11 protein-coding genes and 1 pseudogene are annotated in these 16,005 nt (G+C 58.4%); 7 read left to right on the forward strand and 5 right to left on the reverse strand.

What is annotated here, in order from left to right; genetic code table 11:
* The first annotated feature begins 107 nt into the window (after positions 1–107).
* Entirely contained in the window at positions 108–1,937 is a 1,830-nt protein-coding gene (glmS, locus tag ABH944_RS27545) for a glutamine--fructose-6-phosphate transaminase (isomerizing) (RefSeq protein WP_404610387.1), read from the forward strand.
* A gap of 325 nt (positions 1,938–2,262) precedes the next feature.
* Here the strand turns inward: glmS and ABH944_RS27550 are convergent, their stop codons facing one another.
* Positions 2,263–4,014, reverse strand: a complete 1,752-nt coding sequence (locus ABH944_RS27550; RefSeq protein WP_404610386.1) for an FAD-binding protein — start codon at positions 4,012–4,014, stop codon at positions 2,263–2,265.
* A 379-nt stretch (positions 4,015–4,393) separates the two neighbouring features.
* Here ABH944_RS27550 and ABH944_RS27555 point away from each other — a divergent pair, with 379 nt between their 5' ends.
* Positions 4,394–5,386, forward strand: coding sequence for an ABC transporter substrate-binding protein (locus ABH944_RS27555; RefSeq protein WP_404610385.1), 993 nt, complete (start codon positions 4,394–4,396; stop codon positions 5,384–5,386).
* 54 nt (positions 5,387–5,440) lie between these two features.
* On the opposite strand, the gene ABH944_RS27560 is transcribed toward ABH944_RS27555, so the two are convergent.
* From ABH944_RS27560 to ABH944_RS27570, 3 genes and pseudogenes are all read right to left on the reverse strand, one after another.
* Positions 5,441–6,214, reverse strand: a complete 774-nt coding sequence (locus ABH944_RS27560) for an SDR family NAD(P)-dependent oxidoreductase (RefSeq protein WP_404610384.1) — start codon at positions 6,212–6,214, stop codon at positions 5,441–5,443.
* A gap of 39 nt (positions 6,215–6,253) precedes the next feature.
* Positions 6,254–7,099: a 4Fe-4S dicluster domain-containing protein gene (locus ABH944_RS27565; RefSeq protein ID WP_404610383.1), complete on the reverse strand. Its 846-nt coding sequence runs from the start codon at positions 7,097–7,099 to the stop codon at positions 6,254–6,256.
* Positions 7,096–10,053: pseudogene (locus tag ABH944_RS27570) on the reverse strand (molybdopterin-dependent oxidoreductase). Before ABH944_RS27570 ends, ABH944_RS27565 begins: the two are co-directional and overlap by 4 nt.
* A 292-nt stretch (positions 10,054–10,345) precedes the next feature.
* Here ABH944_RS27570 and ABH944_RS27575 point away from each other — a divergent pair.
* Positions 10,346–10,885: a MarR family winged helix-turn-helix transcriptional regulator gene (locus tag ABH944_RS27575; protein ID WP_097271673.1), complete on the forward strand. Its 540-nt coding sequence runs from the start codon at positions 10,346–10,348 to the stop codon at positions 10,883–10,885.
* Positions 10,886–10,907: 22 nt separating this feature from the next.
* Here ABH944_RS27575 and ABH944_RS27580 read toward each other — a convergent pair whose 3' ends face one another.
* Complete coding sequence (locus ABH944_RS27580) at positions 10,908–11,849, reverse strand: LysR substrate-binding domain-containing protein (RefSeq protein WP_404610382.1); 942 nt, start codon at positions 11,847–11,849, stop codon at positions 10,908–10,910.
* A gap of 203 nt (positions 11,850–12,052) precedes the next feature.
* Between ABH944_RS27580 and gtdA the strand changes: the two genes are divergently transcribed.
* The 4 genes from gtdA (at position 12,053) to ABH944_RS27600 (ending at position 15,826) form a co-directional block, all read left to right on the forward strand.
* Entirely contained in the window at positions 12,053–13,099 is a 1,047-nt protein-coding gene (gene gtdA, locus ABH944_RS27585) for a gentisate 1,2-dioxygenase (protein ID WP_404610381.1), read from the forward strand.
* A 74-nt stretch (positions 13,100–13,173) separates the two neighbouring features.
* Complete coding sequence (locus ABH944_RS27590) at positions 13,174–13,872, forward strand: fumarylacetoacetate hydrolase family protein (RefSeq protein ID WP_404610380.1); 699 nt, start codon at positions 13,174–13,176, stop codon at positions 13,870–13,872.
* A gap of 25 nt (positions 13,873–13,897) precedes the next feature.
* A complete protein-coding gene (gene maiA, locus ABH944_RS27595) occupies positions 13,898–14,539 on the forward strand; it encodes a maleylacetoacetate isomerase (protein ID WP_404610379.1) in 642 nt (213 codons plus the stop codon).
* 78 nt (positions 14,540–14,617) lie between these two features.
* On the forward strand, positions 14,618–15,826 hold the full coding sequence (locus tag ABH944_RS27600; RefSeq protein ID WP_404610378.1) for a 3-hydroxybenzoate 6-monooxygenase: 1,209 nt from the start codon (positions 14,618–14,620) through the stop codon (positions 15,824–15,826).
* The last annotated feature ends 179 nt before the right edge of the window (positions 15,827–16,005 follow it).

A 16,005-nucleotide genomic window follows, 5' to 3' on the forward strand; every position in this document is an offset into this window, starting at 1 on the left:
TTAATGAGAAATTTCAAACAACCAAATACTATGAAATTAAATTTCATCAGATCAACCTTAACATTCCCGCATCGGTTCCAAAGGGGAGCCGCCTAAGGAACAACATCATGTGTGGAATTGTTGGCGCGGTCGCGCAACGCAACGTCCTGCCTAATCTGGTCGATGGACTGAAGCGCCTCGAATATCGCGGCTACGACTCGTGCGGCGTGGCGTTATATCAGGCAGGGAAATTGGTGCGGGCCCGTAGCGTCGATCGCGTTGCGCACTTGCAAGATGTGATCTCCAGCGAGGCCTTGTCCGGTTATACGGGGATTGCGCATACACGTTGGGCGACGCACGGCAAGCCGGTTACCGCGAATGCTCATCCGCACTTTTCACCGAATGCGGACGCGCCGCGAATAGCGCTTTCGCATAACGGGATTATCGAAAATCACGAGGAGTTGCGTGCGGCGCTTGAGGAAAGCGGGTATGTGTTCGCTAGCCAGACCGATAGCGAGGTGATCGCGCATCTGATCGATCACTTGTACAACGGCGACTTGTTCGAGGCCGTCAAGGAAGCGGTTGCGCAACTCCGTGGAAGCTATGCCATTGCAGTGTTGTGCCGCGACGAGCCGCATAGGTTGGTTGGCGCGCGCGACGGCATGCCGCTGGTGGTGGGCATAGGCGATGGCGAGAACTTCCTGGCCTCGGACGCTATCGCATTGTCGGGCGTCACCGATCAGATTGCCTATCTGGAGAACGGCGATGTAGTCGATATCCAGCTTCACCGGCATCGGATAGAAGACGCCGATGGGCGCCGTGCCGAGCGCCGGGTGCATACCGTCGCGGCGCATAGCGGGGCGGCCGACCTGGGGCTTTATCGCTATTACATGCAGAAGGAAATCTTCGAGCAACCACGAGCGGTCGCCGACACACTTCAGGATGTTACATCGATCATGCCGGAGCTCTTTGGCGACAACGCGTGGCGCGTGCTGAATTCCGTGCATTCGGTGTTGCTCCTCGCGTGTGGCGGAAGCTATCACGCGGCGCTGACCGCCAAGTACTGGATAGAAAGCCTGGCGCAGTTGCCGGTGAGTGTGGAGATCGCGAGTGAATACCGGTATCGCGAAAGCGTGCCGAATCCGAAGACGCTGGTTGTCGCTGTGTCGCAAAGTGGAGAGACGGCGGATGTCCTGGGCGCGGTGCAGGTCGCGAGGCAGCAGGGCATGTTGCACACGCTTGCTATCTGCAACGTGCCGACCAGCGCATTGGCTCGTGAATGCGCACTGACTTTCTTTACGCGGGCGGGGATAGAGATTGGCGTGGCATCGACGAAGGCCTTCACAACGCAACTTGTTGCGTTGTTCCTGCTGGCATTGACGTTGGCTCAGGTGCGTCAGCGGTTACCCGAACACGATGAGCAAACCCATCTTCGCGCGCTTCGCCATCTTCCGGACGCGATGACCAAAGTGCTTGCGCTGGAACCGCAGATCATTGATTGGGCGGAGCAGCTTACGCGCAGGCAGAATATCCTGTTTCTTGGGCGCGGTATGCATTATCCGGTGGCGCTGGAAGGTGCTCTGAAGATGAAGGAGATCTCGTATATTCATGCGGAAGCCTACCCCGCCGGCGAGCTGAAACATGGTCCTCTTGCACTGGTGAGTGACGAGATGCCGGTGGTTGCGGTTGCGCCCAATGACCGCTTGCTCGAGAAACTCAAGTCGAATATGCATGAGGTCAGTGCGCGCAGCGGCAAGCTTTTCGTATTCGCCGATGCCGACTGCGGCATCTCGCCAAGCCCGGGTATTGAAGTGATTCGGCTTACTGAATATTATGGTCTGCTATCCCCTATCTTGCATACGATTCCGATGCAACTGCTCGCGTTTCACGCTGCGCTCGCACGGGGAACAGATATTGACAAACCGCGGAACCTGGCTAAGTCGGTGACGGTGGAGTGAGTCTCTGGCGAGGCTTGCTACTGCTACTGCTGCTGGACGTTGAATAGGTTTGTTTACGCAACCCGTGAAAAACGTTTTTTACCGACTGGGCTGCGCACGTGGGTCCATCGGGCATCGCCGTCATCGCCCACCACCATCGCGATTTTGCGGGTGTGGGACACACGGCAAGACCGATGAGCAATGGGCCGAAAGGCCCTTCTTCTCGTCCGGCGTTCACTGTCGTAAATAAATTTGCGGTAGGCGCGTAAACTAAACTGTTCAACGCGTGCACTGGCATATCATCCCCGGTCTCCAGGGCTTGCGCTACACAGCGAGCATTTATCGACTAAGCAGTGCCAACTTTATAGGTGGAAGAGGCCGGAGCGGTTTCCTTGCTGCCGACCTTAGCGTGCTCATTTCCGGCAATAGACAGGGCGGTCAGGTAACCGAACGTCAACGCGGGCCCGAGTGTGATCCCGGCGCCAATGTAGCGTCCGCCCACCGGCGAGTTCATGTCGTTGCCGCAAGCATAAAGCCCGGGAATGGGATGGTTATCATGATCGAGGACCTCGCCGTGACCTCCGGTCACAAGACCACGGCTTGTACCAATGTCGCCCGGCATCAACTTGACAGCGTAAAAGGGTCCCCGCTCAATGGGCCCCAGGCAGGGGTTGGGTAAGTGTGCCGGATCGCCCTTGTAAATGTTGTACGCGGACGATCCCTTCCCGAAGTCTGCGTCTACGCCACTGGCTGCAAATTGGTTGTTGCGCGTGACGCTGCGTTCCAGCCCGATAGGGTCGACACCGATCTTGCCGGCAAGCTCAGCCAGCGTCCGGCCGCTGAAGAGGTATCCCGCCTTCTCATAGCGCCGCAGCGACAAACTGCCGGGAAGGATGACACCAATGCCGTACTTTTTTACCGCCGCTGCGTCGGCAATCAGATAGGCCGGGATGCCACCGGCGTCGAACATTCCCAGGGTGAAGTCGTGGTACGACGCCGCCTCGTTGGTGAAGCGGTTTCCGTCCTTGCCTACCGCAATAAACCCGGGCTTGGGGCGGTCAAGCATGAAGTGCCCCCACAAGACCTTGTCTCCCGTCTCGTTCGAAAGCACTGACATGGGCACATAGAAACCCGTGTCCTCGGAGTTGCGATCAAGTCGCCCTCCGGCCGATAAACCCAGATGAATACCTTCGCCAACGTTGTCAGGCAGTCCGAGTCCCAACTCGACCGTGGGCTTGCGCGAGTGTTCGCGGCGCATTTCCTGGTTGCCCGTGTATCCCCCGGTCGCAATGACTACTCCCCGGCGCGCGCGGATTCGGAGGGTGCTGCCGTCCCGAACTACTTCTGCGCCTATGACGGTACCGTCATTCATGATCAGCCTGGTGGCGGACGACTTCAGCCAGACTTCGATTTCCCGATCCAGCATGGTCTTGTACAGGCGAGCAATAAGCGCATTTCCGCCAACGAGCCGGGTACCGCGGTGATAGCTCAGCCGATCCACGCCATAGCGCAAAAAGCGTTTTAGCACGTGGAAGAATGATCTAGGCGATCTTGTGAAGGACAGGAAGTGGAGCAGGTCAACAAGGTCAAGCATCATTCCGCCGAACGGCGCAAACGCCGGTAGCGGAGCACGCAAATTCTTGAAGCTCGGCCCAAGCTTGCGAGCGTCGAATTCCAGCGGGGCGTGAGCGCGGCCGAACATGCCTCCTTCCAGCTCAGGCTGGTAGTCGGGGTAGTCGACTGCCACCACCTCCAGCGCGGAGTTGCGCAACATATAGTCGAGAGCGGCTCGTCCTTCGCGGATGTAGGCTTCTTGCAATGAGCGCTCGACACTCGCACCGACAGTATTGGCAAAGTATTTCCGCGCCTTATCAAACGAATCCTTGAAGCCCGCGGCTTGCATTGGCGTGCTGTCGACGAACCACATCATTCCCACTGACCACGCCGAAGTTCCTCCGACCTGATCTGTCTTCTCGAGAACGAGCGGTACAAGCCCCTCGTTCTTCGACACGATCGCCGCCGTCATTCCCGCGGCGCCGGCGCCCATGATGATGACGTCGACCTCCCGGTCCCAGTTCTCCGTCGTTGTGGTGCCCATGGTGTTTGTCCTGTGTTTAAGCGTTTCTGACAGATCCCCGGTGCGCACGCGTGCCTCTGAAAATCGGTCGCGCCACACTAGCGTAGTACGCATCGCGCTGCGATCATATTATTCGATATAGCATGATGCCGATAGATATCGATCTATATCGAATGATGTGTCTAAGAACGAACGATGTCAAGAAATTTCGGGAAATCTGCTGATACATCTTGTCGGTTTCCCCTGCCGCGGGTGCACATGGTTCTCGCCGAGGGGCCAGCAGAATTTCTTGACATAGATCGTTCCATGAAAGATGATTCGATATAAATCGAATAGATGGCTTTGCATAGGGCCGGAGCAGGCGCTAAAGCGCTAATTCCGGTCGATATTGGAGGAAACAATGAGCAAGCTTCAGTTGTCCATCGCCGTAGGCAACTACGACCGGATCAGGCCTTTGGTTGATGGTGAGATTCAGATCGAGGGTGTGGACCCGGTCTTCATGTTGCAGGATCCCGAAGAGATCTTCTTCCGCGCTTTCAGACACGCGGACTTTGATATTTGCGAACTCTCGCTTAGCAGCTACTCGGTAAAGACTGCTGCGGGGACTTCACCTTACATCGCGGTGCCGGTCTTTCCATCGAGAGCCTTTCGACACTCGTCCATTTACGTGCGCACGGATAGGGGCATCAACAGGCCGGAAGATCTGAAGGGCAAGCGTATCGGGGTGCCGGAATATCAGTTGACGGCGAATGTCTGGGTACGTCTTTTTCTCGAGGAGGAGTACGGTGTCAAGCCTTCCGATGTGACCTGGGTGCGCGGCGGATACGAAGATCCGACAAGGGTCGAGAAAATCATGCTGAACCTGCCTTCGGATGTCAGGCTGGAGAACGCGCCTGAAGGCAAGACGATCTCAAGCCTGCTGGCGGACGGGGAGATAGATGCCGTCATTGGACCGCGAGCGCCTTCATGTTTCGACCCTGGGCATCCGCAGGTCAAGTATCTGTTCGACGATCCGCACCAGGCCGCGGCAGACTGGTACGCGCGTACGAAACTGTTTCCGATCATGCATACGCTTGGAGTCAGGAAGACGCTGGCAGAGAGTCATCCCTGGCTCCCAGGCGCATTGACGAAGGCATTTGAGAAGTCCAAAGCGCTTGCGTTGGCGCGCTTGAGCGATACGGCAGCCACTAAAGTGACCCTGCCGTTCGTTGAGGATCATTTACGTGCCGCTCGAAAACTGATGGGTACGGACTTCTGGTCATACGGTTTCTCGGCGAATGAGCATGCTATTAACCGTTTCCTCGACCGTCATTTTGCAGAGGGACTATCAAGCCGCCGGCTTGAAGCGCGTGAGCTGTTTCATCCGGCGACCCTCGAAAGCTTTGCCATCTGAAGGAGAGTCGCGGGGCTTTAGCGCCCGCCCCGCGATAAATGCAAACTTCAAAACTCAAAGGCGATATGCGGGAGCGCCCTGCGGGGCACGGGACGCACCGCCATCAATAACGATTTCTGCCGCCTGCATGCTGCTTGAGTGGTCCGAAGCGAGGAAGAGTGCGGCTTGAGCTACCTCCTCGGCACTGTTGAGGCGGCCAATCGGAATACTTCTGATCAGGCTTTTTTCAAGCTCCTGCAATTCCCTCTCCGTATGAGCGATCGTGCTCCAGATTGGCGTTCGGGTGGGACCAGGAACCAGCGTGTTCACGCGAATGCCTTTAGGCGTGAGTTCCGAGGCCAACGCACGCGCCATGCCTGATAATCCGGCTTTGCTCGCAGCGTACGCGCCGAACCCTGCAATTCCCATTGCTGCTACCACGGATCCAATCAGGATAACTGACGATCCGGAACGCAAGAATGGCAGCGCGGCCTGAACCGTATAGAAGCTTCCTGCGACGTTGATCCTGAGTACGCGTTCAAAGAGCTCACTGGACGTGCCTTCCAGAGGTGTGGGAGATACCACGCCGGCACTTGCAAACAGAACGTCGATATGACCAAACCGGCGACCCACTTCTGCGAATGCGGTGCTGAGCGCCTTGGCGTCGGTGACATCAGCCTCAATCGTCACAAGCTTGACGCCAAGCTGACTGCGAGCGGTGCCAAGCGTTTCCGGATTGTTGCTCAGGATAACCACATCCGCACCCGCTTCCAGGAACAGCCGTGCCGAAGCGAATCCGATTCCACTGTCTCCGCCTGTGATAACCGCCACCTTGTCGTTCAGCTCCATGCTTGAGTCTCCTACGAATGTTGGAAAATGGACAAGACATCAACACAGCAGCGTGCCAAGGTTGACGCTCCCTGTGCGCTCTCTTGTTGCGATGATTTTTTCATTGCCGTCCTTTCGAACCCGCAGTTCGATTGTCGACGTCTGCTCAGCCAGACCTGAGAACCGGAAATCGCCGAAATGGTCCGTGGTTGTCGTGCGTTCGACGCCGCCGGCGGAGTCGTGCAGCACAACCTCGACTCCCTCCAGGTTTCGGAGCTGACCGTCGCCAGTGGCTTCGCAGACGTTGCCTGCTACCAGATGGCTTAGCGCGTCATCCAGATGGCGGTAGAAGACGCGAGGCTTTGTGCCCAACTCCGGGCGAATCACCGACAGGTGTTCGGTCCTTGCCATTTCCTCCAGTTCACTGTCCGGGATGTTTAGCGCACGTATTGCCTTGGTTGGGCAGGCTTGTGCGCAACGCGGTTCTTTCCATCCGGCGTCAAGCAAGTGCGCGTCAAAATTCCAGTTCTGCGGCACCTGTTCCTGTTCATTCCATTCAATCATGCCGTAGGGGCAGGTCTTCACCAGATCCCGCCGCCCGCGTGACTTCTCCGGGTCAATGACAACGACGCCGTCCGGGCGTTTATAGATTGCCCCATCGGCCGCGGCCTTGACGCATGGCGCGTTGTCGCAGTGATTGCACATCTTCGGGATATAGGTCACGTCCACCAGCGATCCCTCTCCCCGGACGTGGCGTTCGACACGAATCGTATCGAGACCCTCCGGAGGGTGCGGTGCTGAATAGCCCGGGAATGTATTGCCCATGTACTCGTCTTTTGTCGAGATCACGCAGTTTCTGCAATTGATGCAGAGAGAAACGTCGACTACCAGTGCCCAACCGGTCATGCTGCCTTCTCCAGTGTTGTGTCCCATTTCTGTACCTCCACCCAGCAACTGTTTGGAACAATCCCGTCCGCGGTCGCGCTCATCTTTTGCCCTGGTGTCAGGAGGTTGAGACAACCTCCACGATCAACCATGCCTATTGAAGTCTGGATCAGGTCGAGTTCACCGCATGACTCGTTGCCGCGTGCCACGCCATCCTTGACGAGTTGCGACACGTCTATTGCGCAGATGACCGACGCCTGCGCGTTGTAGACCCTGACCAGATCGCCCGAGCGCAGGCCGCGCGCCGAAGCATCGTGGGGGCCCATTCGCAGGACCCAGTATTTATAGCCTCCAACGTTCATCCGGTGCTCATTGATCGTGCTGATGTGACTACTTTTCCCATCAGCCTGGGTATGAAAGCTGTAGACCGGGTGATTGGTGACGAGTTGTAGCGGGAACCTTTGTTTCACACCACTTTGACTGTTGATGTATCTATTGACCGCCGGACGCGCGGGATCGACCTGCTCGATACGGCGCAAGCTGGACGGAACAAACTCGAACTTGCCCGATTGCGTTGGCAGTCCCTGGCTGAAGCCAGTCGAATACACGCCGGGAAGGGGATTCGCCTCCGGCAAGTCCTTGGCGCGGCCCTCTGCGAACCAGCGCATGTCCACCGGCTGCTTGTCATCGTCCTTGGGCGGCGGCACGACGTGATAGCCCTTCTGCAGGAATTTCTTCCAGCTGGTCTGCTTGGGCAGGTCCGTCGAGTTGAATATCCGCTCGCACCAGGTCAACTCCGACCCGCCGCCTTCCGAGTACATGCCGCCGTAGCCGAGTCTCGTCATGATCTCCAGGAAGATCTGATAGTCGGATCTGGATTCACCAAGAGGCTCGATGCATTTGTGCTGCATGATCATCATGCGGTGATTGAGTTGGCTCTGTGCATGCTGGATATAGCCGCCACTGTTTGCCCATTCGGAAATATCGTCGCGCTCAAGCGCGGTACAGGCCGGCAGGATGATGTCTGCAAACTGCGCCTCGTTCTCCATCCATACCGATTGATTGACCACGAACTCGAGGGATGGATGACGATACGCTTCGACCAGTCTGTTCGAGCCCGGGACCGTACCGAAAGAAGACGAGCCGTAGCGGTACAGCATGTGAACCCGCGAATGGCCCAGCTTGGGATACGAGTATTGGCCGAATTGCCCTTCAACCGAGAAGCCGTCCCACAAATAGCCGTCCGCATGTCCCTGCGTGATCGCCTCGGCAAGCCGTTGGCGAGGGATCGACTGTTTCACCGGATTGATTGTGATGATGTGAGGCATACGGCAATAGTTGTTGGCCGCGCTCGCGGTGTAGTTCAGGTCGCCCGAGATTCCTCCCTCGGCGTAGCCCGGAAAGTAAAAGTTCAGGTCCTGGGGCGCGCCGATCTGCAGATTGCCAAAGTTGATCCCGGGCTTTCCCCATCCCTGCATGGCCATCATCATGACGAGGCTTCGCGTCCATTGGGCCCCCGCCTCGGTGCGGCATGCTCCGCCAAAGCCTGCGCCGAGACCTCCTGCAGCGAGGTAGGTCTTCTTCGATGCCCACAACGTCGCGAGACTGCGGACATCTTTCGCCGGAATACCGGTTTCAGCTTCCTGCCACTCCGGCGTCTTCGGCGTGCCATCCTCTTCACCGAGAACATAAGCACGCCATTCATCGAAGCCCGTTGTTTTAGATGATACGTACTCTTTATCGTAGTTTCCGCTGATCATCCATTCATGCATGATGGAGATCGCTAGCGCCGAGTCGGTGCCGGGCTTGATGGGTAGCCATTTGCCGCCGAGGAACTGGGCGGATTGCGTCAGGTACGGGTCAATGTGAACAAACTGGATTCCGAGGTGCTTGGCCCACAAGCGACGTTCAGTGCCTTCGAATCCGGCATAGACCCCGCTGGTCGACTCTGGATCGCTCGACCAGAAGACGATCACCTCCGCGTGTTCAAGGCAATCCTCCGTTGTGCCGTAAAAGCTCGGTGTGCCCAGACGTAAGCTGTTGCCATAGTGATGCATGGCGCCCCAGTACCAGCCTTCCCAGCTGATCGGGCTCATTTCGACACGGGTGTAGCCAATCAGGTTGCCGAAGCGCTGCATGGCGCTCAGGTAGTAGTTGATGTTCCCCCACTGATGATGCGCGCCCGTGGCCATCGCGATAGCACCGGGACCATGTTCCTGCTTCATGCGGCGGATTTCACCGGCGACAATGTCGAGCGCTTCGTCCCAACTGATTCGCTCGTAGCCTGAAACTCACCTGTTCTGAAGATTGCGTTCGCCCTTCGGGTCGAAATCAACCCGCTTCATGGGATGAAGAATTCGTTTGTCGGAATAGACGAGGGATTTGAGTGAGAGCGCGTGCGGGCTGACGGTTGCACGCCGTGCAGGCGAAAACCGGCGACCCCGTGCGGTAATGGTCCAGCTTGGCCCGTCCTCATCGGTTAGATCAATGGGCGTTGTCCGGATGATCTTGTCGTCCTTGACGAAGACAAAGACCGGCCCTCCATTGGTAAGCGTGACATAACGGGTGGTCCCATCTTTCATCCGCGTGCCTTTGCGCCAGGACGCAGTTTTCATGGTGTTCACGAGCTGACCAAACCAGACGAGCGCCTCATCGCTGCCGCCCTGTGTGATCTTGAAGTTCTTGAGCGCATCGATCAGGAATGCGTGATCAGTCGTGGGCGCAAGCATCTGGCGTGCCGTGGCCACGTCCATGAAGACAAGCTCGGCATCCGGCTTGCTGTTCACGCCCCACCGCGCGGACACCGTGCCGTTTCTGAAATGAAGTTGCCTCGCGAGACTGTTGTCCCGCAGACGGAGCTGGATAACCCAGTGTCCCGATCCGAGATGTTCGCGTACGGAGGGAAACTTTCGCGCCGCCATCCGTAAAGCGAACGGCATCAGCCAGAGTATGAGTACGAGGATATGTCTTTGCATGTGAGTCTTGAACCTGAGCTGAAATGCATCTGCGCGTGGCGCAGCGGCTGACCTTAAGTTTTCCCACGAAGCGGTCGCAAATTTGGCCGTATGTTGTATGATCTTTCTTGTGACGGATGATCTGTAAAAAGATGATTCCGGATAAGATCGATTTATATCGAATGATGTGTTTTAGAATGAATAAAGTCAAGGACCATAGGGAATGCCCTTGGTTTGACGTTGTTCAACTGCCGTCTTTTTTTCCAATCGGATTCATGTCCGGCTGGATATCCCAACGTCGAGGAATGAGCGAATGGCTAAGTCGAACGCCGCTGCGGTCAAAGCAATTAAAGAAGCTGCCGTGTCACTGGTCCCTGCGGCGAAACAACCCTCTGAGGTTTTTGATGATCGCGGCAGAACCGTTCCGTGGATGGCCAGAACGGTGCACCGGCTCTACGACTCCCAGGCGCAGAAGATTCTGGACCGGGAGAACATCGCCATTGCGTACTGGTACTACTTGCGGGTATTGGCGGAACGGGGCGAACTGAATCAGCTTGAACTGAGCAAACGCGTGGGGATTGCGTCGACTACCGCGGTGCCCGCCCTGGACAACCTTGAGAAGCGCGGCCTTGTGCAAAGAACCCGCGACCCAAACGACAGACGAAAGTATTTCGTCAACCTGAAGCCGGAGGGGAAGCGTTTGGTCGATGAGCTTTTGCCTGAGTTGACCGACATGATCTCTGCGTCGCTCGACGGGATCACCCAGAAAGATATGCGCGTTTTCTGGAAGGTCATGCATCAGATCGAAGCAAACCTTACGCAGAAAGCTCAGGGGGATACGGTCGTGGATTGAGCCTTGCAGCGTGTTTGAAGCCTTAAACGGTGTGCCATTCCTTCATGTGCGGGTCCGCGAACGTGCGAAGGCTCTCTAACGCCATGGCCACCGCAATGCGATTGACGTTTTCCGCGTGCCAGTAGACCGAGACGGATCCAAAGCCCTCAAGTTGAATGGGCAGAATGCGAAGCGCGTTCAATTGTTCGAATCGAAGTGCGGCCCGATGCGATGCGACACCCACCAGTTCCGTGTTGTTCAGCAATGTCAGGTTGAGAATCGATGAATTGGATTCGACACAATGGCCCGGCAGCGCGCGTCCCACCGCGGCAAGCGCCGCCTCCAGCGCAGTTCGCACAGGCGTGCCTTGCGGCCAGACAATCCACGAGTAGGCGAGGACGTCATCCCACGTGAGCGTTGAGTTCCCGGCGAGCGGGTGCTGGGATCCTGCGACGAAGTTGATCGGCTCCGTGTAGAGCGTCTCCGTCTCCGTCTGCAGCTGCGGATCGTCGTACTGCTGACCCGACCGCCCGACCACAATATCCAGTTCACCGCGCGCGAGCTGCGGCATGAGCTGGTTCATCGTGCTCTCCACGAGCCGCACCTGCGCGCGAGGCATGCGCTCCAGAAGCCGAGCCACGGCGAGGGGCACTGTATCGGCCGCCGATACACCCGATGTTCCAATGTTCACGACGCCGCTGCCGCCTTCACGCATGGCCTGCATGTCGTCGCGCGCGACATCGAGATGTGCTTCGATGCGGCGCGCATGTTCGATCAGCGCCTCGCCATACGACGTGGGCCGTAAGCCGCGCGCGTGCCGCTCGAATAGCGGCACGCCGACGTCCTCCTCCAGTTCCTTGAGCCACTTCGACAACGCCGGTTGCGTCGTGTTGAGCGCCGCCGCCGACTGACTCAAATTGCCTGTGCCCGCGAGGCTCAGCAGCACCTGCAGATGCCTCAGACGAAGACGGTAAGTCCAGTCCATCGCGCAATCCTCCAGTCCCCTGCAACATGTTGTTGCCCTGATTCTTCGCCAAGGCTGCGGAGATATATCCAAAACCATATGGATCAGATGTTTTTGCCATTTTACGCGGTATGGCTTTGTCGCATATAAATCAAGTACTGGGCCGATGAGAGCGACGCGTGATTTGCCTATGCACGACCTAAGAGACATCAAAGGAGACAGGAATGACAAACAACAATCCAGGCGCCGCGCGTGCGGCCTATTACGAGCAAATCGCGCAGCAGCGCATGGCGCCGTTGTGGGAGTCGCTCCATAACCTCGTGCCGAAAGCGCCGCAACCGAAAGCCCAGCCCGCCATCTGGAAATACCGCCAGGTGCGCGATCTGGTGATGCAGGCCGGTTCCGTCATCAGCGCCGAAGAAGCCGTGCGCCGCGTCCTGGTGCTCGAAAACCCCGGTTTGCCCGGCAAGTCGAGCATGACGCCGAACCTCTATGCCGGACTTCAACTGATCCTGCCCGGCGAGATCGCACCAAGTCACCGGCATACGCAGTCGGCGCTGCGTTTCATCGTCGAAGGCAAGGGCGCCTGGACGGCCGTGAACGGCGAGCGCACGACCATGCATCCGGGTGACTTCATCATCACGCCGTCGTGGACGTGGCATGACCACGGCAACCCGTCAGTGGAAGACGGCGGCGAGCCCGTGGTGTGGCTCGATGGCCTCGACATTCCCCTCGTCGCCCAGATGGACGCCGGTTTCGCCGAGAACTACCCCGAGGCTACGCAGCCGGTGTCACGCCCCGAAGGCGACAGCTTCGCGCGTTTCGGTCACAACATGGTGCCCGTGCGGCATCGCGTGTCAGATCCGACCTCGCCGATTTTCAGCTACCCGTATGAGCGCAGCCGCGAAGCGCTCGACGCGCTGTATCGCAACGGCGAACTCGACGACTGGGACGGCGTAAAGCTGCGCTACGTGAACCCGGCGACAGGCGGCTGGCCGATGCCGACCATCGCGACGTTCATGCAATACCTGCCCACAGGCTTCAAGGGCCGCACGTATCGCAGCACCGATGCGACCGTCTATTGCGTCGTCGAAGGCACGGGCACCGTGAAGATCGGCAACGACGAATTCACGTTCGAGCCGCATGACGTGTTCGTCGCGCCGTCGTGGGCGCCGGTGCAACTGGCGGCATCGGCGGAAAGCGTGGTGTTCAGCTACTCGGATCGCCCCGTGCTCGCCGCGTTGAATCTGCTGCGCGAAGAACGCAGCTAGACGTATCGCTTTTCTTTCCATACGCCGTCTTCGCGGCGCGTGATTAAACCTTTATCAATCGAGTCGAACTCATCATGTCTTTTGTATTCCTGCCCGAAGCGCCCGTCGCTGTTCCCGTTGCCGGTAGCGACGCTCAATTCGCAGTGCGCCGCGTCTATTGCGTGGGCCGCAACTACGCGGCGCATGCGCGCGAAATGGGCTTCGATCCCGATCGCGAACCGCCGTTCTTCTTCTGCAAGCCGGCCGATGCCGTCGTGCCTGTCGCCTACGGCGACACGCTTGAACTGGCTTACCCGTCGCAGACGGAGAACTACCACTACGAAGCTGAACTCGTCGCTGTGATCGGCAAGAGCGGTTCGGATATCCCGGTCGAACGGGCACTCGATCACGTATGGGGCTACGCAGTCGGCCTCGACATGACGCGCCGCGACCTGCAAATGAAGATGCGCGAGATGGGCCGTCCGTGGGAGATTGGCAAAGCGTTTGACGACTCGGCGCCTATCGGACCGATTCATCCGGCAAGCGAGGCCGGTCACTTCGAGAACGCCGGCCTGTGGCTGACCGTCAACGGCGAGACGAGGCAGAAGAGCGATGTGTCGCATCTGATCTGGTCGGTCGCGGAGACGGTTGCGTATCTGTCGAAGTTCTTCCGCCTCGAACCGGGCGACGTGATTTTCACGGGCACACCTGAAGGCGTCGGAGCGGTGAAGAAGGGCGACACGATGACGGTCGGCATCGAGCGTCTTGGGGAAGTCACTGTGCGTGTGGCTTGAGAGATATGGCCTGGGAGATTTACTCGTGCAACTTCATAGCTTCTTCAACAGCTCGACGTCGTACCGCGTACGCATTGCACTCACGCTCAAGGGCATCGCGTATGAGACGCTGCCCGTCAATATCCGCGTTGGCGAACATCGCGCAGCGGACTATGTGGCGAACGTGAATCCATCCGCGTCGGTGCCTGCCCTGATCGATGATAGTTTCAGACTGGGCCAGTCGCTCGCGATCATCGATTACCTCGACCAGAAGGTTTCCGAGCCGCGCCTGATTCCGTCTGAACCGGAACTGCGTGCGCGCGTGCTCGAGTTCGCTGCGCTGATTTCCTGCGATATCCATCCCCTCAATAACCTGCGGGTGTTGCGATATCTGGAAACCGAACTGAAGGTCACGCCACAGCAGAAGAGCGCGTGGTATCGGCACTGGATCGGGGAGGGCATGGCAAGTGTCGAGCGCCTGCTCGAACGCAGCAACGCAGGTCCTTGGTGCTTTGGTGCGCGATTGACACTCGCCGACGTGTGCCTCGTGCCACAGATAGCGAACGCGTTGCGCATGGACTGTGATCTGAGTCCGTATCCGCGAAGTCTTGCGGTCTATGAGCACGCATTGAAACACCCGGCATTCGACGCCGCACAGCCGCAGCGCCAGCCCGATTACATCGCTTGAATGCGGGAGGCGCAACGATGTTGCATGGGATCGGAGTAAGCGTTGAAGCGCTAACTCTGATCGACAATGGAGACAGACATGAGTGAGACAAACAACAAAGGCCGGCGCGTGCTCGTCGTCGGCGGTGGCATCGGAGGCCTCGCCACCGCATTGGCGCTAGCGCGTCAAGGCATTCGCGTGCAACTGCTTGAGCAGGCCCCTGAGATCGGGGAGATCGGAGCGGGAATTCAGCTAGCCGCAAACGCGTTCAACGCACTAGATGCGCTGGGCGTCGGCGAGGCAGCGCGTAGCCGCGCCGTATTCACCGACTACCTGAAATTGATGGATGCGCTCGACGCAAGGGAGGTGGCGCGGATCGACGTAGGCGCCCCGTACCGAGCGCGCTTCGGTAATCCATATGCGGTGATTCATCGTGCCGACATTCACCTGTCGATCCTCGAAGCCGTGAAAGATCATCCGTTGATCCAGTTCCGGACAAATACGCAGGTATGCGAACTAGATCAGAACGCCGACGGCGTGACGGTCATCGATCAGAACGGCGAGCGGTACCACGCGGATGCCGTGATCGGCTGCGACGGCGTGAAGTCGGCAATACGCAAGGCATTGATCGGCGACGATCATCGCGTGACAGGGCATGTCGTGTATCGCGCCGTCGTTGAAGTCGAAAACATGCCGGAGGATCTGCAGATCAATGCACCTGTGGTATGGGCCGGTCCGCATTGCCACCTCGTGCACTATCCGCTGCGCGGCGGCCGCCAATACAACCTGGTCGTCACGTTCCACAGCCGCGACAAGGAGGAATGGGGTGTGCGCGAAGGCAGCAAGCAGGAAGTGCTGTCCTACTTCGAAGGCATTCATCCGTTGCCTCACCAGATGCTCGACCGGCCGACGTCATGGAAGCGCTGGGCCACGGCGGACCGCGACCCCGTCGAACACTGGAGCTATGGACGCGCGACGGTGCTCGGTGACGCTGCGCATCCGATGACGCAATACCTGGCGCAAGGCGCCTGCCAGGCGCTCGAAGATGCGGTTACGCTTGGCGCCGCTGTCGCCGCCGCAGATGGCGATTTCGAAGCCGCGTTCAAGCTGTACGAGACCGCACGTATTCCGCGCACGGCGCGCGTGCTGTATTCGGCACGCGAGATGGGCCGTATCTATCACGCGAAAGGCGTCGAGCGGCAAGTTCGGAATTCCCTTTGGGTCGGTCGCACGCAGGAGCAGTTCTACGACGCGCTGCAGTGGCTGCACGGCTGGCGAGCGGAGGAGTGCCTGAAGGGCGCAATCTGAGGCGCGACGGGGTATCAGGCAGCAGGCACAGCCGGTCCGATTCCCGACGGTGGCGATGACTTGAATCATCATCATTGCCGGGAAAAGAACCACATCCCCAAGGACGCGAAGCTGGCAGGGTGATGTACCAACATGGAACATGGCGAGCGTGCTTGTGGACGACTCGCGACGACGGCGTA

Source organism: Caballeronia udeis, assembly GCF_044909315.1.
GTDB lineage: Bacteria > Pseudomonadota > Gammaproteobacteria > Burkholderiales > Burkholderiaceae > Caballeronia > Caballeronia udeis_A.